The organism is Curtobacterium sp. Csp2 (genome assembly GCF_013347165.1).
The window spans coordinates 2,517,928-2,536,067 of record NZ_CP054593.1 but is presented as its reverse complement, the minus strand read 5'-3'; the positions used below and the strand labels follow the sequence as shown (position 1 = coordinate 2,536,067).

The window sequence follows — 18,140 nt, the reverse complement described above, 5'->3', positions numbered from 1 at the left end:
AAGGGGTCAGCGATGACCAGACGATTCGTCGTCGGGTGGGATGGGTCGTCCGCGGCTCGCGGCGCACTCGCGTGGGCACTGGATCGCGTTGAAGGCGGGCCGAACCGCCTCATCGTCGTCCACGCTGTCCCAGCGGACTCTGCCGCGCCGTCCCTGTCGACCGCCGACTTCTCCGTGCGGGCGGCCGTCAACGCCGTCATCGACACCGACCACGCCGTTCGGGTGGACGTCGAGGTGCACCGTGGGCACCCGACCGCGGTGCTGCTCGCTTCGGTGGACGCAGACTCCGTCCTCGTCGTGGGCCGGGACGGGGTGCCGGCAGCGCGTGGCTCGCGGCCCTCGCTCGCGGACCGCCTCGTAGGCGCGGCCCCCTGCACGGTCGTGGTCGTTCCGCTCGCGCCCGGGGCACGTCGGGACGGGATCGTCGTCGCGGTGGATCCGGGCGCTTCGTCGCGTCCTTCGCTGCGCTTCGCGGTTCAGGAGGCGCGGCGCACGAGACAGTCGATCGTGGCCGTCAGCGCATGGTCACCCCGACACGGCAATGGTGCCGAGGACCCGGGCGGCGTCGAGCGGACCCGTCGGTTGCGCATGCTGGAGGAACAGGTGGAGGACGCTCTCGCCGAGGCGCCGGACGTGGACGTCGTCCGGCGACTCGTTGCGGGTCCGCCGGCGCGGCGCATCGTGGAATCCGCCGAGGCCGCGTCATTGCTCGTCATCGGAGCGGGACACCGGCGCGCGAGGGCCGGAACAGTGACCGAGCAGGTCGTCCGCGCGTCCCGCACGCCTGTCGCGGTCGTCCGGTGAATCGGTCGTCGACCGGGCTGACGGGCTCTGCCGCCGTCCGGATCCGCGGGCTCGAGAAACGCTACGGGCGTGTCCGAGCAGTCGATGGCCTCGACCTGGACGTCGCCGCGGGGGAGGTGCACGGGTTCCTCGGGCCGAACGGCGCGGGCAAGACCAGCACCATGCGGATCCTCCTCGGTCTCAGTAAGGCGACGCGCGGGGACGTCCGAGTGCTCGGTGGCGATCCGTGGAGCGACGCGGTGTCGCTCCACCGCCGGATGGCGGCCGTTTCCGGGGACGCGGCTCTGTGGCCCGGGCTGACCGGGGGCGAAACGATCGACCTCCTGACTTCGTTGCGCGGCGGCGCGGTGCGATCCCGTCCCGTCCGAGCGAAGCGGGCCGCGCTGCTCGAGGATTTCGCACTCGACCCCACGAAACGCGTCCGTGCGTACTCGCGAGGCAACCGCCAGAAGGTTCTCCTCGTCGCCGCACTGCTCCTCCCGGCGGAGCTCTACCTGTTCGACGAGCCGACGACGGGACTCGACCCCCTGATGCAGGAGGTGTTCGCGCGACACGTCCGAGCGTCGCACGACGTTGGAGCGACCGTGCTCCTGTCGTCCCAGGTCCTGAGCGAAGCACAGGCGCTCTGCACGACCGTTTCGATCGTCCGCGCCGGTCGGGTGGTCGAGACGGGCTCGATGGCGGAGCTGCGACGGCGCACGCGGACCACTGTCTCCTTCGACGCCGCAGGATCGATCCGTGAGGTGCGCGCCGCCCTGCCCGAAGCGCGCGATCTCTCCGTGACGGGCGCCCGGTTCTCCTGCAGCGTCGCGGAGTCGGACGTCGTGGCCGCTCTCCCCCGGCTCGCGGCACTCGACGTCACCGGTCTCGTCATCGCTCCGCCGTCCCTGGAGGAGTTGTTCCTGCACCAGTACGAGACCGAGTCGGTCTCGGCGGCAACCGCATGGAGCACGTCATGATCCTGCTGCTGGTCCGGTCACGCCTCCGGGCAGACCTGTGGCAGCTCGTCGGCTGGGTCCTGGGGCTCGCGGTCACGACGTCGCTGGTCACCGTCCAGGTCGCCGCGACGTTCCCCACCGGAGCCGCTCGTGCGGCCACGCTCCGCGTACTCCTCGCCACGCCCGTCGTCCTGGTGTTCAGAGGGACACCTGACGGCGCCTCTGCTGGGGCGTTCTTGACCGCCCTCAGCCTGTCGTTCGTCGCTTTCCTGGTCGGGATGATGAACGTCTTCCTCGTCACCCGGCACAGTCGCGCGGCCGAGCAGAGTGGTCTCGGGGACACTCTGAGCTCCACCGCGACGGCCCGGACCGGACCAGTCGTGAGTGTGCTGTTGTTCGTGGTGGCCTGGAACGCCATCGCCGGTGTCGCGGTTGCATCGGGCACCGCCCTCACAGCGGAGCCTCCGGGCGGATCGATGCTGTTCGGTGCAGCGTGCGCGGGCACCGGGGTGGGTACGGCCGGAGTCGTCCTGCTCCTCGCACAGTTCTTCCCGTCTGGACGCGCCACCAACGCCACGGGAGCCATCGTCCTGGTGGCGTGGTACTTCATCCGGGGCATCGGGGATGCAACCGGCACCGCAGACATGCGCACGCTGGTCCTGCGACCGTCGTGGGTCAGCTGGGCGAGTCCGATCGGTTGGGCGCAGGCGACCCGGCCGTTCGGCGAGCAGTCGCTCTGGCCCCTCGTCCTCGGACCCACGCTCTTCGTCGCGGCCGGCGTGGGTGCCGTCGTCACGGCGGGCCGTCGAGATGTCGGGTCGGCGACCATCGGCCACCGACCGGGACGAGCGGATGCCCGCCTGTGGCTGCGGGGAGCGTTCGGCCTGGCTGTCCGCCTCGACCGGGCGGTCCTGGTCACGTGGACGATCGCGATCCTCGCCTTCAGTGCGCTCGTCGGTTCACTGTCGGGTGTGGTCACCGACCAGCGCACTTCCGAATCTCCGGCGGTCACGAGGACGATCACGGCCATGGGCGGCGGAGCGCAGTACGTGTCGGAGTCGTTCGTCCGACTGGGTGCAGAGACCATCGGAGTCCTGGTCTCGGCCATGTGCGTGCAGGGAGCGCTCCGACTGCGGCGGGAGGAGGCCAGCGCGCGAGCAGATCTCCTGATCGTCAGCGGTGCCAGCCGCACGGCGTGGTTCTTCGCGTTCGCTGCACTCCCCGGCGCGGTCGCTGCTGTGGTGCTTTTGCTGTCCGGACTGGTCGCGGCCGTCGCCGCGGGGGAGGTCGGCGGCACGTCGGCGCCTTGGGCGACAGCGCCGCTCGGCCAACTGCCGGCGGTGCTCGTCATGCTCGCCGTGTCCGCGTTCGTCGTCGCGATCGTGCCGCGCACGAGCGTGGCGCTCGCCTGGTCGCTCTACGCTGCCGCGGCCTTCGTCGGCGAGTACGGCAGCATCGCCGGCTTGCCGGAATCGCTGCGCCGACTGAGCCCGTTCGAGCACGTCGTGGATCCCTTTCACACGGGGCCGAGCGTGGCCGCTGCCGTCGCGATCACGGCCGGCGCGCTCGTCGTCGGGATCTCGGCGCTCGCTATGCGGTTCAGGGACACGGGGTCAGACCATTGACGAGCACGCCGAGCGCAAGGAAGCGGACGACCGAGGAACGAGAAAGGAACCGACGATGCTGAAGCAGGTGCGTTGGAGCGTCGCGATCGACGAGACCGCGGCGGGCTGGAACACGCTCCAGTGGATCGCGCACAACGTCGCGGATGGTGACGTAGTACGGCTGGTGACCATCCACGAGCGGTTCGGTGAGGCAGCGGAGCGTTCAACGGGTCGGCTGACGATCGCACGGCATCTGCTCACCGAGCGGCATCCCGATCTCAGGATCGAGCAGGAAGTCATGAACGGCCCGACACTGGGTCGACTCGTTGGGGAGACCGGCGAATCGGACATCCTGGTGATCGGCGGACGCCGCAGCGACCGGGTCTGGGCGTCCGTCACCGGTCGTGTCGCGGAACGAGTCATGGCCGGGGTGAAAGGCCCGGTGGTGGTCGTACCCGAACGGTGGCAGCCCACTCCCGCTCCTTCCGTCGTGGTCGGTGTCGAAGCCCAGACGGCCACGAGCGCACTCGAGTTCGCCTCGGAGAGAGTTGGGCAACGCGGCGGCGACCTCGTCCTCGTCCGAGCCTGGGAACCACCGACGAGCGTGTCGCCGATCGGTCGGGTGTACCTCGCGCGGGACGCGCCACGCTGGGAGCACGAGGGACAACTCGAACTGGACGCTGCCATCCGCAGGGTGAGCCGAGAACTCCCTGACCTGCGCGTGCGCGCGGAGCTCCGTCAGGGGCGCCCGGCAGCAGTCCTGCAGCGCAGCGGAGAAGCCGCGGCACTCATCGTCATCGGACGACGCCACCGGTCGGCCGTCGCCGGCAGTCTCTTCGGGTCCGTAGGAGAACACCTCGTGCACGACGGCCGCGTCCCCGTGTGCGTGGTGCCCCAGCAGCTCGATAGGCCCTCCGCGGACCTGTGACACCGGCGACACCGCCCACGAACGGCCAGTCTCCGCGCATACCTCCCCTGTACCGATCAACGGTTCAAGGATGGAGACGACATGTTGCAGGCAGGTACGCTCGTGGTAGCTCTTCAGGATCACGGCGGTGTGAGCCGGTCGTTCGTCCGTAGCGGCGAGCAGGGCGTGGTCACGCAGGGCGGGTGGTGGCCGGTGCAGGTGCGGTGGCAAGGGCGGTCCTACAGTCAGCCTGCCTACGTCGACGAGATCGCCTGACAGGCAGCGCGGCGTCGTCACTGCGCTGAGGATGCGCGGGTCCCGAGCGCCCGCTCCCACACGCGGCGGGTACGGCGCGCGGTCGGGGTGTCCTCGCCCAGTCCGTCGCAGAACGCGCGGACCCAGCTCAAGGCGTCCTGCCGAGGCACTCGGAACTCGTTGCCCACGTAGTAGGCGGAGTCCGGCAGCGGCACGACGTTGATGATGTAGTACAGCGACCGGCGCGGCACACCGATCTCATCCGCGATCCAGCCCAGGCCGACGGAGGAACGGTCGGGGTGGCGGTGGCGGGGGAACGGTCGGCGGCGGGTGGTGCGACGCTCTTCCACGAACTGGCGGGCATCGTCGATGGGGATCTGGATCGAGTTGCCGATGCGGCGGGCAGAGTCGGGGAGGGCACCCTCGGAGCTGAGCACCCACACGCGTCGCTGGGTCACGTTCAGCTGCGCGGCGATCCACGCGAGGTCCACGGTCTCGACGTCGTCCGGGAAGGGTTCGATGCCGTACCCGTAGAACCGGCGCTTGTCGGATCGGCGTTCCTCGATGAACGGCTCGGCGCTGGTGAGGGGGATGCGCAGTTTCCCGGTTTCGTCCCGGTAGGTGCCGGCGGGCAGTTTGCCCTTCGAGGACCAGGCGTAGGCGCTCCCCATCGCGACACCGACGGCGCCGGCGAGCTCGCGGAGGGTCATGGTCTCGGTCACCGGGACGTTCTTCGTGCTGGTGGTCATCTGGGGCTCCTGGTGTTAAGGGCCGACCTGTTGACGACCTCATCCACGTGTATGCGGCGAAACCAGGACGAGCTGTGGGTGCCGGTCGTCGTCAGTCGGTCAGCGGGGCCGGCTTCCCCGCCGACTTCACGTCCGGAAGTCGGAGCTATCCGCAGGGGCATGCCGATCGGCGGGGGTCCAGGGCACTAGTCTCGTCCCTTCCGGCCGGAGGGTAAGAGCTATGGATAGGGATCTATATGTATGGGGGAGGTGGGAGGGGAGATGTATCCCTCTTCTTCTTCAGATCTATATCTGTGTTCAAGAAGTTAAGAAGAAGAAAGAAGGCCCTACTTCCGCAGCAGGCTGCGGAACTGGCTGACTTGCCAGACCGCTCAACCCGTTGAGCGTCAGCCGTGATCTTCGCAAGCCAGGGGCTGGATCAACTCGGGTTCCGCCGCATCGTGTTGAGCATGGCCAGCACGACCCACTTCTCTCGGTTCACCTCAGGACTCTCGCGCTGCCCGGGAGCCGAGCTGGAAACCGAACCCATGGACCTCACGACCGCGGTTGGAATCCCGGTGACCACGATGATCATCAGCTGCGGCAGAGACTGCGCGGTCGTGGACGATGCGACGACCGCATTGCAGTGGATGTTCCCGGGCGCGACCACTCGGGCAGACTTCGCCTCCCGGACTGCCGAGGCCGCTCAGGCCGCGGAGCGAGCGCACTACGAGCGGGTCCGGCGGTGCGTCGTTGCCCACAGGATGTCCGCTTCGCAGCACCGGCTCTACGCAGCACCGAAGGACACCCTCTTCGACGGGCCGCTTCCGTTGCGGTGGCTCGGAGTCCCGCCGCTGTACCTGACGGGAACGCAGCTCGGCGAGCGACCGCTCCCGAGCGGTCTCACCGAGCGGGTGTGCGGAGCGCCCGATGCGTGCTTGCGGCTGCTCGCTGACGCAGGCGTCATCGAGTTGTGGTGAGTCGACGTGGGTTGCCCTGGTCCGCGCATGGGTGCTCCGAGGACGACGTCCGTCAAGGACGGGGATCCGGAACGGAGAAGACACGTTGACCGAGGTACACCCCGAAACGACGATCGAGCACTGGGGTGGTGTCCTCGTCACGTTGGACGGCGCGTCGGGCACTGAATGGCGCGAGTTGCCGTGGTCCCTCCTGCGCGAGGCGCTCCGTGCGCACTCGCTCGGTCCGGGCGGGGAACTGCTCGTCATCGAGTGCCGCGACACCGACGCCGAAGACGCCGCGGTCCGCGGGCGTGCGCAGGTGCTCTCCCTCGGTGCCGGGTACGGCGTCATCGTGGAACTCCGGGACGACACCAAGGACGTGTCGTTGTACGAGCGCATCGCACTGCGCGACGAGCCTCGGGATGTCCTCCGACTGACGCTCTCTCCGACCTGGACCGCCGTCGTGCGCCAGGCCGAGATCCTCTCGCCGTGGCAAGCTGCCTCTGTCCTCGGGTGGATGATGCCCTGCGACGTTCCCCTGCTCGACGACTACTGGACGTCAGAGCAGGCTCTCGACTTCTGGCAGGACGTCCGAGCGGGCCGTCGCCGCCCACCGGTGTGATGCCGGACGACATCGTCTCGTCGCCAGTTCGTGGCACGTTTCTTGGCACGAATCTGTACGCATCGCCGTTCATCTCCGTTGATGTCGGTTCCATTCGGAAGCCCGCACCGGCGCGGATCTCGGGCCAGATGCCAGCCACGACGGGCAGGCCGTTCGACGGCACATTTCCCTGACACGGAAGAGGTCACTGGTTCGATCCCAGTATCGCCCACCACATGGAAACCCCCGCTTCGGCGGGGGTTTTCGCGTTTCCCGCAGCGCAACCGGTGGATCCCCTGAACGGCGGAGGGCTGCACCGATCTGCGTGCCGTCACCGGGCGTGCACCGCGATGCGCCCGCGGTCTCCCACGACCGCGTGTTCGACCACGAGTCGAACGGTCTCGTCCACGGACTGCGACGCCGTGTCGATCCACCAACCCCGGTCCCGGAACCCGTCCAGCATCGAGCGGTCGAGCGCCTCGTGCCCGTCGAACTCGAAGCGGTCCGCCGCTGGCCGCGCGGCGTTCCGGGCTCTGCAGGCCGCTCCGCCGGGTGCCAGGACCACGACGGAGATCGGGGCCCGCGGCAGCACGCCGAGGAGGTGGTCGAGGTGGTGCGCGTCGGGCAGGACGCAGTCGACGACCGTGTCGAAGCCTGCGGTCACGAAGTTCGTGGTCAGCGCGCCGACGTTCCGGTGGCACGACGCCACCTGCCGTGCGGCCTCGTCCGCGGGGTGTCCCAGCGGCCACACCGCGCCGGACCTGACCATCCGGCTGACGTCGTCCGCGGCGACACGGGCCGCGCGAGGCAGCGCAGCGGCGAGGCGCGCACTGACGGTCGCTTGCCCGCCCCGGGCATGCCGGTGATGATCCAGGTCCGCCCACCACGCTCGACTGCCATGCGCCGAGTCTGCCGTGCCGTGACGTCCTCCGCGCGGACGTCGTTCGTGCTCGTCCGTCAGCCGACGCGTCGAGCGGCAGCGGAGCCGACCGTCCCGGAAACCTCTGTCCCGTCCCCGTCCGGCCACCACGCGGACACCCGCTGCTCGTCCGAGTCAGCGGGTGTCCCTTCGAACGCGGCGACGACCGCCTTCGCCTGACGCTCCGTCGGGACGACCGCAGCCACCAGGGACCCGGAGACGGAGAACCTCCGGACATCCGGATGCGCTGCGGCGACTCGAGCCGCCGTCTCGACGGTCGTCTCCGACACCGGTGACGAGCCGGTGACCGACACGTACGTCGTCCACGTCTTCGCTGTCCCGACGTACACCGACGACGGGTCGACGCCGTCCAGGTGCGCGCGCAGCCAGGCTGCTGCAACGGGAAGGGACGAAGGCGTCCGCACGCGGACGGTCGTGGAAGCCTTCTGATGTGCGACCGTCACGTTCGGGAGCGCGGCCGCCGCGGTCACCAACCGGAAGCCCCGTTCGTCCACCGTCAGCGGCGCCGCGGACGGCGCTGGTGTCGCACCGGACGGATTCGCCAGGTCGAGCTCCCACGCGGCGAGGTCGTGCCCGGCGGGCGCCGTGACGGTCGCCGTCGATGGTCCGAGCGCCGCCCGCACCGAGCGGACCTGCTCGAGGCTGAACCCGGCACGGACGCGAACGGTGAAGTCCGCCGACCACGCGGCCGTCTCGAGGTGCTCCCGGGACACGCAGTGCGAGTCATCCGGCTGCCAGTACCGCGCGGTGACCGCCACCACCCCCGGCAACGCTTCGCCGTCGGCGCGTACTCCGCGGTGACCGACGGACCCGGCTCGAGCGGTGAGCACCACGAACCGGCACCGCAGCCGGTGAGCGCGGTCGCGGCCGCAGCCCCCACGACTGCAGCCGCGACCCACCGGATTCCCCTCACCACCCCACTGTGCCGAGGACCGCATGCCGACACGTCAGCCCAGAGGACGAACTGTGTCCTGCGACGTAGCCGGGTGGTCGGTCGGCGGCCATCGGCACGGTGGATCGATGGACCTGGGCCGACTCTTCCGGCGGGGGAACCACGACCCTGCACCAGTCGACGACGCGACCGACCGGCTCCGAGCAGCGCTCGCCCGGCTCGTCGCCCGCATCCCTGGTGACACGATGCTGCACCCGCCGGCGACCGGAGCCGCACTTGCACACGCGGAGACGCACCTCGGCAGGGAGCTGCCTGACCGGTCGATCGGGCGGCGCCGGCTCCGACGGACACCGCCGGACGGGAGCCTGGCTCCGGGTCAGACCGGCCGGTAGATCGCGATCGGGGGAGCCGTCGGGTCGCCGTCGTCGTGCGCGTCGCCGGTGGCGAGCCAGACCCGGTCCTCGTGCTCGATCGTCGTCGGCAGGTCGCCGTGCACGAGGATGCGGATCGCGGGGGCGTCGCCGTCGATCAGGTCGACGCCGTGGGCCTCGGTGCCGCCGGGGTTGTCGTGCACGTAGCTCATGGACCCAGTGAACCCGTCGGGGGCTGGGAACACCGCACCCTGGCTGCCCGGTCCCTCGCAGCGTTCGGGTCACCGCGATGGACCGGGCAGCGGGGCGGGTGACCCCGGTGTCCGAGGGCGGCCGTCCTCGGCACCGAGGAGTCATCCGGAGACCGTCGGGTACCGGATTGGTCCGACGTGCCGCAGCGAGCGACGCGCCCGGTGGAGCAGGCGATCCGCGAACCGGGCCGATGTCGGGGTAGAGTATCCGAGTACGCGGATGTGGCGCAGTGGTAGCGCATCACCTTGCCAAGGTGAGGGTCGCGAGTTCGAATCTCGTCATCCGCTCGGAACACGCGAAGCAGCACGGTCAGCATCGCGACACGGAGGCCCCGGTCAGTCGACCGGGGCCTCCGTCGTGTGGCAGCGGGAACGGGTCAGCGGGTACGGGTCAGCGGGGAGCGGTCATCCGGCGCCGCCGAAGCGCTCGGCCCGCACGTCGGACACGTCGTGCCCGAGCTCCCCGAGCCACCGCAGCACCTGCTCGACGAACGGCGTCGACCCGCACACGTAGACCAGCGCGCCGACCTCGGGCGGGAACACCGCACGCTCGAGCCCGTCGCGGGTCAGGCGGCCGACCGGCATCCCCGACCCCTCGGGCGCACGGCGGCTGTAGACGTGCGTGACCTCGAGGGGCGCGGGGGAGCGCAGCGCCGCGTCGAGCTCCTCGACGAAGAAGTCGTCCTCGGGCGTGCGCGTCGCGGCGAGGAGCCGGAAGGGCACCGGGTCGTCGGCGTCTGCGTGCGCGGTGACCATCGGGAGCAGGGGCACGATCCCCGATCCACCGGCGATCAGTTGGACGGGCCGGTCGGAGCGCCCTGGACGCCAGACGAACCAGCCGCCGAGCGGACCGTGCACGTCGAGTCCGTCGCCGACCTCGATCGCGTCGACGAGGAACGGTGAGACCTCGCCGCCCTCGACGCGGTCGACGGCCAGGACCACCCGCGTGCCCTCGCCGGCGGAGGCGATCGAGTACGAGCGGGAGGCCTGGTAGCCGTCCTCGGCGGTCAGGCGCAGGTCGAGGTGCTGGCCGGGGTCGTTGCCGGGCCAGGTCGGCACGTCGAGGACGATGCGGCGCGCGTTCGGCGTCTCCTGCGCGACGGCGGCGACCGTCGCCGGGTGCCAGGCCGGCCGCCTGCGGGACGCGGCGGACGGGGCGGGGGTGGGGCGTGCCTCCAGGCCGTCGACCGGTGAGGACCCGCTCACCAGTACCGCTCTTCCTTCCAGGGGTCGCCGTGCATGTTGTAGCCGGCGTTCTCCCAGAAGCCGGGCTCGTCGTCGGACTGCATGACGATCCCGCGGACCCACTTCGCGCTCTTCCAGAAGTACAGGTGCGGGACGAGCAGCCGCGCGGGCCCGCCGTGCTCCGGCTCGAGCGGCTCGCCGTCCGCCTCGAACGCGATCCAGGACTGCCCGTCGAGCAGTTCGTCGAGCGGCACGTTCGTCGTGTAGCCGCCGAAGCTGTGCACCATGCAGTACTCGAGCGAGGTCTCGACGTCGGCGAAGAACCGGTCGAGCGGGACGCCGCGCCACGGCATGTCGAGCTTCGTCCAGTGCGTCACGCAGTGGATGTCGACGGTGACGTCCTCGACGCCGAGCGCCTGCGCCTCGTCCCACGTCCACGTGTGCAGCCCGGTCTCGGTCCGGATCGAGAAGCTCCAGTCGGCCGGCTCGATGTCCGGCGTCGCCCCGGCGGACAGCACGGGCCAGTCCCGTACGAGGGTCTGCCCCGGCGGGATCCGGGGGTCGTCGCGGTCGTCCCGGCGTCCGCCGAAGCCGCGGGTGAACGTCGCCATGGGTGCTCCTTCGAAGGGTGGTCGTGACCGATCATGCCGTGTCCGCACGCGTGGTGTGTGTCCGGCAGGTGACAGCGCGGTCCGCGGCCCAGCTGGCAGGTCGCCGTGCGTCCGCCGGAGCGCCGCGGTCCGGCCGTACCCTCGGCACATGAGCGGGCACACGGGGCGGGCGGACGATGCGCACGCGGACGCCGCGGCGCCGGCCGACCGCGTCCTGCTCGCGGGTGCCGCCGACGACCTGCCCGAGATCCGCCTGCTGCTCGACGCCCTGCCCGACACCGCGTACGGCCAGGTCGTCGTCGAGGTGGCCTTCGCCGAGCAGGTCCGCATCCTGCCGGCACCGCCCCGGCTGAGCGTCACCTGGCTCGTCCGGTGCGAGCGCCCGTCGCTCCTGCCGTTGCTCGTCTTCGCCGACCACGGGGAACTCCTCGCCGAGGCCGTCACCGCGTGGGCGTCCGAGTGGGGCGTCTCGGGCGCCGAACCCCGCACCGCCGTCTGGATCGGTTGCGCCGACAGCCCGTGGGTCGAGCGCGCGCGCTCGATCGTCCAGCTCGGACTCGCCGACGCGGGTCAGCAGGTCCAGGTCGAGTCCGGCAGCTGACGCCGGCCTGGAGGCACGTGGCGGTGTGGTCCGCCTGGGCGCCCATCCGCAAGACGCAACGTCGGCGGTTCCTCGCAGCGACATACCGCTGCGAGGAGCCGCCGACGTTGCGTTTCGCGGAACCGCTGGATCGTCGAGCAGCGGGGCGGGCGTCAGTGGGCGGCGTCGGCGTGCTCGGGGAACAGCACGTCGGGGGCGTCGACCCGGCGGTCCGTGACGGTCGTCGGGCTCTCGAGGTGCACGGCCCCGGACGGCAGGATCCCGGCGCCGCCGAAGCGCTCCATGACCCGCCACTGGGCGACGACGTCCTCGCCGGCGTGCTCTGTGGGCAGCACGGGCCAGAAGCCGAACCCGCCGACGGCCTCGAGCGCCGCGCGGTCGTACAGGACGCAGGCCCCGACCCAGGCGACCCGGTAGGGAACCCAGCCGCCGGGCTCCACGTCGAGGTCCGCGGCGACGTGCGTCGGGTTCGCGGCGTTGTGCAGCGAGAGCCGGTCGAACGCCGGGGTGCCGCGACGGACGACCTCGGGGACGACGGGGCCGTCCCACGGCTCGTACACGGCGGTCTCGTGCGGCCGTCGGTCGTCCAGGTAGGACAGCCCCTGCACGGCACTGCCGACGAACCCGCAGCCCAGGGAGCGGAGCGCGTCGAGCATCCGGCGGACCGAGCCCGGTTCGAGCCAGACGTCGTCGTCGAGGTACAGCACCGCGGGTGCGGTGGCGTGGTCGAGCAGGTGCTGCCGGTGCTCGGCCAGGCCGCGCCGTTCCGGGTGCGCGAGGAGCGTGACGGGGCGGCCCTGTGCCTCCAGGACGCGCAGCATGGCGGCGACCGACGGCGCGGTGGCGGCGTCCTGCCCCGCGGACTGGTCGCTGAGGACGAGGCGGAACGCGACGTCGGTCTGGGCGGCGAGCCCGGCGAGGGTCGTGGCGAGCTCGGCGGGGCGTCCGACCGTCGGGACGAGGACGTCCACCTCCGCGTCGAGCGGGGCGTCGTGCGACGGCCGGGCCCACGCCCCCGACCAACGGGCGGGGGTCACGGCGCCGGGGTGCACCGCGACGAGCCGCCCGGCGACGCCGAGCTCTGCACGGACGGCGGCCCGCTCGTCGTCCGTCACGCGGACGCGCGGGTCGAGGGTGACCGGTGCCGCTCCGGCGAGCGAGGCGACCTCGAGCCCGCGGAGCACCTCGTGCTGGTAGTAGACGTAGCGGACCCAGCGCTCCAGGACCTCGGCGTCCTCGGTGGCGGTGCCGACGGTGTGGCGGGCGCCGAGCCGGAGGAGGAACGGGTTCGAGTTGCGGCCGCCGCCGTGCACCTGCACCGCGAGGTCGAAGCGACCGTGCAGGCGTGCGACGAACGCCTCGAGGTCCGGGGCACCTTCACCGCCGTCACGGACGCCGGGGGCGACGGGCAGCTCCTCGAACGCGTGCACCGCGTCCGTCCTCCCGCGCAGCACGGCCGGTGCGAGCGGTGCACCGAGCAGCGTGATGCGGGCCTCGGGGTAGGCGGCGGCGAGGGCCTCGAGCGCGGGGACCGCGAACATCAGGTCGCCCAGTCCACCGCCGCGGAGCACCGCGATCTCCCGGACGTCGTCGAAGCGTTCTCCACCGTTGCCGATCAGTTCCACCCGACCCGTCTACCGGAGGACTCCCGGGAACACGGTCGGGCACCGGCTGGGCGGCGCTGAGCACTGCGCGCCGTTGCGCTTCGCGGATGGCCTGGAGCGAACCCGGACCGCCGCCCAGCAGCAGCCGGGCAGCGTGGTGCCTCCCGCCCGCGCATCCGAAGGACACCATGACCCTCGCCGCTCCGTCCCCCGCTTCGACCGACGCCGCCGCCGCCGCTCCTGCTGCTCCCTCCGCTGCGGACGCCGATGCGACTTCCGCTGCGGACGCCGCGATCGTCGTCACCGACCCCGTCTCCGGTTCGGTCGCCAGCACCACCCGGCGGTCGACCCCGGACGAGGTCCGCGACGCCGTCGCCCGCGCCCGTGCCGCCGCGCCCGGCTGGGCCCGGACTGCGCCGGCCGAGCGGGGCGCCGCACTCCACCGCGCGGCCGCGGTCCTCCGTGAGCACGCGCAGGAGCTCGCCGACCTGAACACCCGGGAGACCGGCAAGGTCCCCGGCGACGCGCTCGGCGGGGTCGAGGCCGGCATCGGCACGCTCGTGCAGTACGCCGAGCTCGGACCGGTCCACCGCGGCGAGGCCCTCCGCGGGCAGTTCGGCGCCGCCGACTGGTCCGTGCCGCACCCCCGGGGCGTCGTCCTCGCGCTGACGCCCTGGAACGACCCGGTCGCCGTGGCGTGCGGGATCCTCGGCGCCGCGGTCGTCACCGGCAACACGGTCGTGCACAAGGGCAGCGAGCGGTGCCCGGCGACCATCGCGCGGCTCAACGAGCTCCTGGCGGAGGCGCTGCCGGACGGCGTGCTCGTCGGCGTCGACGGCGACGCGGCCACCGGTGAGCTGCTCCTCGAGCAGGACGGCATCGACGTCTACGCCCACGTCGGCTCGACCGCGACCGGGGACCGCCTGACGGCCGCCGCCGCGACGACCCGCGCACACGTCATCCGCGAGAACGGCGGCAACGACGCCGTGGTGGTCGACGGTGACGTCGACCCGGTCTGGGCGGCCGCGCAGGTCGCCCTCGGCGCCTTCGCCAACACCGGGCAGATCTGCACGAGCGTCGAGCGGGTCTACGTGCACCGCGCCGTCGCCGAGCCGTTCGTCGCCGCGCTCGTCGCCGAGGCCGAGCGCCGCACGGCGGCACCGGCCGCCGAGTTCGGGCCGCTCGTCGACGACCGGCTGCGCGCCACCGTGCAGGAGCACGTCGACGACGCGGTCGCCCACGGCGCCGTCGTGCGGACCGGCGGGGTCACCCCGGACGGTGCGGGCACGTTCTACCCGGCGACGGTCCTGACCGACTGCACCGACGAGATGCTCGCGATGACCGAGGAGACCTTCGGCCCGATCGCCCCGGTCCGCGTCGTCGAGGACTTCGACGAGGGCCTCCGGCTGGCGGCGGCCGACCGCTACGGACTCGCGGCCACCGTCCTCACCGCGGACACCGGGCACGCCCTGCGCGCCGCGGCGGAGCTGCCGGTCGGGACCGTCAAGGTCAACGCGGTCTTCGGCGGTGCTCCCGGCGGCAGCGCCGAACCGCGCGGCGCCTCCGGTGCCGGGTTCGGGTACGGACCGCACCTGCTCGACGAGATGACGACCACCACGGTGGTGCACCTCGAACCGGCCCCGGCGCGCGTGACGTGGGCCGACGCGACGGTCGACGCCGACGCCGAAGCCACCGCCGGCGCGACGGCAGACGCCGGCGCCGACACCGACGGTGGTGCCCGGTGACCGCCGACGTCCGCCTCGTCCGCGACCTCGTCGCCACCGTCGACGACCGCGAACCCCTCGTCGTCGTGATCGGCGACTGCATCCTCGACCGCTGGACCGTCGGCGAGGCCGAACGGGTCTCCCGCGAGGCCCCGGCGCCCGTCGTCCGCGTCACCGGCACCGTCGCCGTCCCCGGCGGCGCCGCGAACACCGCCGTGAACGCCCGCGCCCTCGGCGCCCGCGTCCGCATGGTCGGGCTGGTCGGCGACGACGAGTCCGGCCGGGTCCTGCGTGACCGGCTGACCGCGGCCGGCGTCGACACGTCCTTCCTCGTGGAGGTCCCCGGCGGCACCACGACCACGAAGTCGCGCGTCGTCGGCGGCGACCGCGTGGTGGTCCGCGTCGACGAGATCGCCGAGACCCCCGACGCCGCGACCGGGCAGCGTCTCGCCGACGCCGTCCGGCGGGCCGTCCGGTGCGCCGACGCCGCCGTGGTGTGCGACTACGACCTCGGCGTACGGGCCGAGGACGTCGTCCCCGTGCTCGACGCTGACCGCCCCGCGGCCGTCGTCGTGGACGCGCACGACCTCCGCCGCTGGGCCGGCCTGCACCCCGACCTCGTCACGCCGAACGCCGGCGAGACCGCCGCCCTGCTCGGCCACGACCTCGGCACCGGGTCTGCCCGCGTGCAGACCGTCGTCGACGCCCGCGCCGAGGTGCTCGCCCGTTCGGGCGCCCGCGCCGCCGTCGTCACGCTCGACAAGGACGGCACGGTGCTGCTCGAGCCCGGTTCCGACCAGGGCTTCCGGACGCGTGCGACCCCCGCGTCCGAGCAGCAGGCGTCCGGCGCCGGCGACACCTTCTGCGCGGCGGCGACCGTCGCGCTGGCGGTGCGCGCCCCCGCGCGCGACGCCGTGACGGTCGCGCAGGCCGCCGCGGACGTCGTCGTCCGCGAGGCCGGCACGTCGGTCTGCTCCGCCGCCGCGCTGCTCGAGTCGGTGACGGCTCCCGCGGCCACCGTGGTGGACCACGACGACCTCGCGACCGCCGTCGAGGCCGCCCGGGCCGCCGGTCGCCGCGTCGTCTTCACGAACGGTTGCTTCGACGTCGTGCACCGCGGACACACGACGTACCTGCGCCAGGCGCGTGAGCTCGGCGACTTGCTCGTCGTCGCGCTCAACGACGACGACTCGGTCCGCCGGCTGAAGGGCCCGGAGCGGCCGATCAACCCGGCCGAGGACCGCGCCGGCGTGCTCGCGGCGCTGGCGTGCGTCGACCTCGTGACGGTGTTCGCCACGGACACTCCGATCCCGCTCATTGAACGGCTCCGCCCCGAGGTCTACGTCAAGGGCGGCGACTACTCGCCCGAGATGCTCGAGGAGACCGGGGTGGTCCGCGCCTACGGCGGCGAGGTCGTCATGGTCGACTACGTGCCCGAGCACTCCACGACGGCGGTCGTCCGTCGCATCCGCGAGGCGGCGGCGGGGCACGACGCCACCCCGACGACCGCAGCGCCCACCGCCCCCGTCGAGCCCGACCCGGCGCCGTGACCCCCGCCCGTTGGTCGGGGGCGTGGGCCCGGCCGTCGCACGACGCCCCGCTCGACGCGGAGGTGGACGTCCTCGTCCCGACGGTCGGACGCCCCGCCGAGCTCGCCACGACCCTCGCCGGGCTCGCCGCCCAGACCGACGTCGCGTTCCGCCTCGTCCTCAGCGACCAGTCCGCGGGGCAGGACGCCGCCACCGCGCCGTCGGTCGCCGCCATGCTGCGCGTCCTGGAGGCACAGGGCCGCCCCGTCACGCTCCTCGCGCACCCGGAACGGCGCGGCCTGGCCGAGCACCGGCAGCACCTGCTCGACCACGCCACCGCACCCGCGGTGCTGTACCTCGACGACGACGTCTGGCTCGAACCGGGCTCGGTCCGCCGGATGCTCGACGCGCTCCGCTCCCTGGGCTGCGGGTTCGTCGGCAGTGCCGTGCAGGGGCTGTCCTACCTGGACGACCGACGGCCGCACGAGACCGCCGTGTACGAGCCGTGGGACGGCCCCGTCGTCCCCGAGGTCGTCCGTCGCGGCACCCCGGCGTTCGACCGGCTCTCGCTGCACAACGCCGCGAACCCGACGCACGTCGCCGCGGACCTCGACGTGGAGCCCGGCGGCTGGGTTCCCTACCGGGTCGCCTGGGTCGGGGCCTGCGTCCTGTACGACCGCGCGGCGCTCGAGGCCGTCGGCGGGTTCGGCTTCTGGCCCGTGCTGCCCACAGAGCACGCCGGCGAGGACGTCGTCGCCCAGTGGCGGGTCATGGAGCGCTTCGGCGGCGCCGGGATCCTGCCGTCCGGGGCCGTGCACCTCGAGAGCCCGACGACCGTCACGGACCGCCGGGTCGACGCCCCCGACGTGCTGTTCCCCGAGCACGCCGACGCCGCCCACTGACGCCCGCCCCGCTGCTCGACGATCCAGCGGTTCCGCGAAACGCAACGTCGGCGGCTCCTCGCAGCGGTATGTCGCGTCGCTGCGAGGAACCGCCGACGTTGCGTCTTGCGGATGGGCGCCCAGGCGGACCACACCGCCACGTGCCTCCAGGCCGGCGTCAGCTGCCGGACTCGACCTGGACCTGCTGACCCGCGTCGGCGAGTCCGAGCTGGACGATCGAGCGCGCGCGCTCGACCCACGGGCTGTCGGCGCAACCGATCCAGACGGCGGTGCGGGGTTCGGCGCCCGAGACGCCCCACTCGGACGCCCACGCGGTGACGGCCTCGGCGAGGAGTTCCCCGTGGTCGGCGAAGACGAGCAACGGCAGGAGCGACGGGCGCTCGCACCGGACGAGCCAGGTGACGCTCAGCCGGGGCGGTGCCGGCAGGATGCGGACCTGCTCGGCGAAGGCCACCTCGACGACGACCTGGCCGTACGCGGTGTCGGGCAGGGCGTCGAGCAGCAGGCGGATCTCGGGCAGGTCGTCGGCGGCACCCGCGAGCAGGACGCGGTCGGCCGGCGCCGCGGCGTCCGCGTGCGCATCGTCCGCCCGCCCCGTGTGCCCGCTCATGTGCCGAGGGTACGGCCGGACCGCGGCGCTCCGGCGGACGCACGGCGACCTGCCAGCGGGGCCGCGGACCGCGCCGTCACCTGCCGGACACACACCACGCGGCCGGACCCGGCCGGGCTTGGCG

18 protein-coding genes and 1 tRNA gene are annotated in these 18,140 nt (G+C 72.6%); 11 read left to right on the top strand and 8 right to left on the bottom strand.

All coding sequences use genetic code 11. The annotated features are described in order from the left end of the window. Nucleotides 1–12: 12 nt before the first annotated feature. The 4 genes from HUN59_RS12280 to HUN59_RS12265 are packed head-to-tail and all read left to right on the top strand — an operon-like array spanning nt 13 to nt 4,274. A complete protein-coding gene (locus tag HUN59_RS12280; protein WP_114851140.1) occupies nt 13–804 on the top strand; it encodes a universal stress protein in 792 nt (263 codons plus the stop codon). Then, nucleotides 801–1,763: an ABC transporter ATP-binding protein gene (locus tag HUN59_RS12275; protein ID WP_254629866.1), complete on the top strand. Its 963-nt coding sequence runs from the start codon at nt 801–803 to the stop codon at nt 1,761–1,763. Before HUN59_RS12280 ends, HUN59_RS12275 begins: the two co-directional genes overlap by 4 nt. After that, the gene (locus HUN59_RS12270) at nt 1,760–3,367 is read left to right on the top strand and encodes an ABC transporter permease (protein ID WP_174778496.1); all 1,608 of its coding nucleotides are present in this window, start codon (nt 1,760–1,762) and stop codon (nt 3,365–3,367) included. Before HUN59_RS12275 ends, HUN59_RS12270 begins: the two co-directional genes overlap by 4 nt. 55 nt (nt 3,368–3,422) lie before the next feature. After that, on the top strand, nt 3,423–4,274 hold the full coding sequence (locus HUN59_RS12265; RefSeq protein WP_114851142.1) for a universal stress protein: 852 nt from the start codon (nt 3,423–3,425) through the stop codon (nt 4,272–4,274). Between the two features lie 272 nt (nt 4,275–4,546). Here the strand turns inward: HUN59_RS12265 and HUN59_RS12260 are convergent, their stop codons facing one another. Continuing rightward, nucleotides 4,547–5,257: a hypothetical protein gene (locus HUN59_RS12260; protein WP_022902696.1), complete on the bottom strand. Its 711-nt coding sequence runs from the start codon at nt 5,255–5,257 to the stop codon at nt 4,547–4,549. Nucleotides 5,258–5,649: 392 nt separating this feature from the next. On the opposite strand from HUN59_RS12260, the gene HUN59_RS12255 reads away from it, so the two are divergent. Both HUN59_RS12255 and HUN59_RS12250 read left to right on the top strand, forming a co-directional pair. Continuing rightward, complete coding sequence (locus tag HUN59_RS12255) at nt 5,650–6,216, top strand: hypothetical protein (RefSeq protein ID WP_174778495.1); 567 nt, start codon at nt 5,650–5,652, stop codon at nt 6,214–6,216. Nucleotides 6,217–6,301: 85 nt separating this feature from the next. After that, the gene (locus HUN59_RS12250) at nt 6,302–6,817 is read left to right on the top strand and encodes a hypothetical protein (protein WP_022903220.1); all 516 of its coding nucleotides are present in this window, start codon (nt 6,302–6,304) and stop codon (nt 6,815–6,817) included. 310 nt (nt 6,818–7,127) lie between these two features. Here HUN59_RS12250 and HUN59_RS12245 read toward each other — a convergent pair whose 3' ends face one another. From HUN59_RS12245 to HUN59_RS12235, 3 genes are all read right to left on the bottom strand, one after another. Further along, nucleotides 7,128–7,823, bottom strand: coding sequence for an AAA family ATPase (locus HUN59_RS12245; protein WP_254630064.1), 696 nt, complete (start codon nt 7,821–7,823; stop codon nt 7,128–7,130). Then, entirely contained in the window at nt 7,754–8,497 is a 744-nt protein-coding gene (locus HUN59_RS12240; RefSeq protein WP_174778493.1) for a hypothetical protein, read from the bottom strand. The genes HUN59_RS12245 and HUN59_RS12240 overlap by 70 nt, the downstream gene beginning before the upstream one ends. A 507-nt stretch (nt 8,498–9,004) precedes the next feature. Next, nucleotides 9,005–9,211: a hypothetical protein gene (locus HUN59_RS12235; protein WP_058740417.1), complete on the bottom strand. Its 207-nt coding sequence runs from the start codon at nt 9,209–9,211 to the stop codon at nt 9,005–9,007. Between the two features lie 255 nt (nt 9,212–9,466). Between HUN59_RS12235 and HUN59_RS12230 the strand changes: the two genes are divergently transcribed. Further along, a tRNA-Gly gene (locus HUN59_RS12230) sits at nt 9,467–9,538 on the top strand. A 117-nt stretch (nt 9,539–9,655) separates the two neighbouring features. Here the strand turns inward: HUN59_RS12230 and HUN59_RS12225 are convergent. Both HUN59_RS12225 and HUN59_RS12220 read right to left on the bottom strand, forming a co-directional pair. Next, a complete protein-coding gene (locus HUN59_RS12225; protein ID WP_174778492.1) occupies nt 9,656–10,456 on the bottom strand; it encodes an FAD-binding oxidoreductase in 801 nt (266 codons plus the stop codon). Further along, nucleotides 10,453–11,046 carry a molybdopterin-dependent oxidoreductase gene (locus tag HUN59_RS12220; RefSeq protein WP_114851152.1) on the bottom strand — a complete coding sequence of 198 codons (594 nt, stop codon included), beginning with the start codon at nt 11,044–11,046 and terminating at the stop codon, nt 10,453–10,455. Before HUN59_RS12220 ends, HUN59_RS12225 begins: the two co-directional genes overlap by 4 nt. 148 nt (nt 11,047–11,194) lie before the next feature. On the opposite strand from HUN59_RS12220, the gene HUN59_RS12215 reads away from it, so the two are divergent. Then, a complete protein-coding gene (locus HUN59_RS12215; protein ID WP_174778491.1) occupies nt 11,195–11,647 on the top strand; it encodes an SIP domain-containing protein in 453 nt (150 codons plus the stop codon). Between the two features lie 152 nt (nt 11,648–11,799). Here HUN59_RS12215 and HUN59_RS20105 read toward each other — a convergent pair whose 3' ends face one another. Then, the gene (locus tag HUN59_RS20105) at nt 11,800–13,272 is read right to left on the bottom strand and encodes a glycosyltransferase (RefSeq protein WP_368076161.1); all 1,473 of its coding nucleotides are present in this window, start codon (nt 13,270–13,272) and stop codon (nt 11,800–11,802) included. Nucleotides 13,273–13,439: 167 nt separating this feature from the next. On the opposite strand from HUN59_RS20105, the gene HUN59_RS12205 reads away from it, so the two are divergent. The 3 genes from HUN59_RS12205 to HUN59_RS12195 are packed head-to-tail and all read left to right on the top strand — an operon-like array spanning nt 13,440 to nt 17,406. Continuing rightward, the gene (locus HUN59_RS12205) at nt 13,440–14,996 is read left to right on the top strand and encodes an aldehyde dehydrogenase family protein (RefSeq protein WP_174778489.1); all 1,557 of its coding nucleotides are present in this window, start codon (nt 13,440–13,442) and stop codon (nt 14,994–14,996) included. Beyond that, nucleotides 14,993–16,525: a D-glycero-beta-D-manno-heptose 1-phosphate adenylyltransferase gene (rfaE2, locus tag HUN59_RS12200; RefSeq protein ID WP_254629865.1), complete on the top strand. Its 1,533-nt coding sequence runs from the start codon at nt 14,993–14,995 to the stop codon at nt 16,523–16,525. Before HUN59_RS12205 ends, rfaE2 begins: the two co-directional genes overlap by 4 nt. Next, complete coding sequence (locus tag HUN59_RS12195) at nt 16,522–17,406, top strand: glycosyltransferase (RefSeq protein ID WP_174778490.1); 885 nt, start codon at nt 16,522–16,524, stop codon at nt 17,404–17,406. The genes rfaE2 and HUN59_RS12195 overlap by 4 nt, the downstream gene beginning before the upstream one ends. A 157-nt stretch (nt 17,407–17,563) precedes the next feature. Here the strand turns inward: HUN59_RS12195 and HUN59_RS12190 are convergent, their stop codons facing one another. Then, nucleotides 17,564–18,016 (bottom strand): SIP domain-containing protein, encoded by a 453-nt coding sequence (locus tag HUN59_RS12190; RefSeq protein ID WP_174778491.1) that lies wholly within the window; start codon nt 18,014–18,016, stop codon nt 17,564–17,566. Between the last annotated feature and the right edge of the window lie 124 nt (nt 18,017–18,140).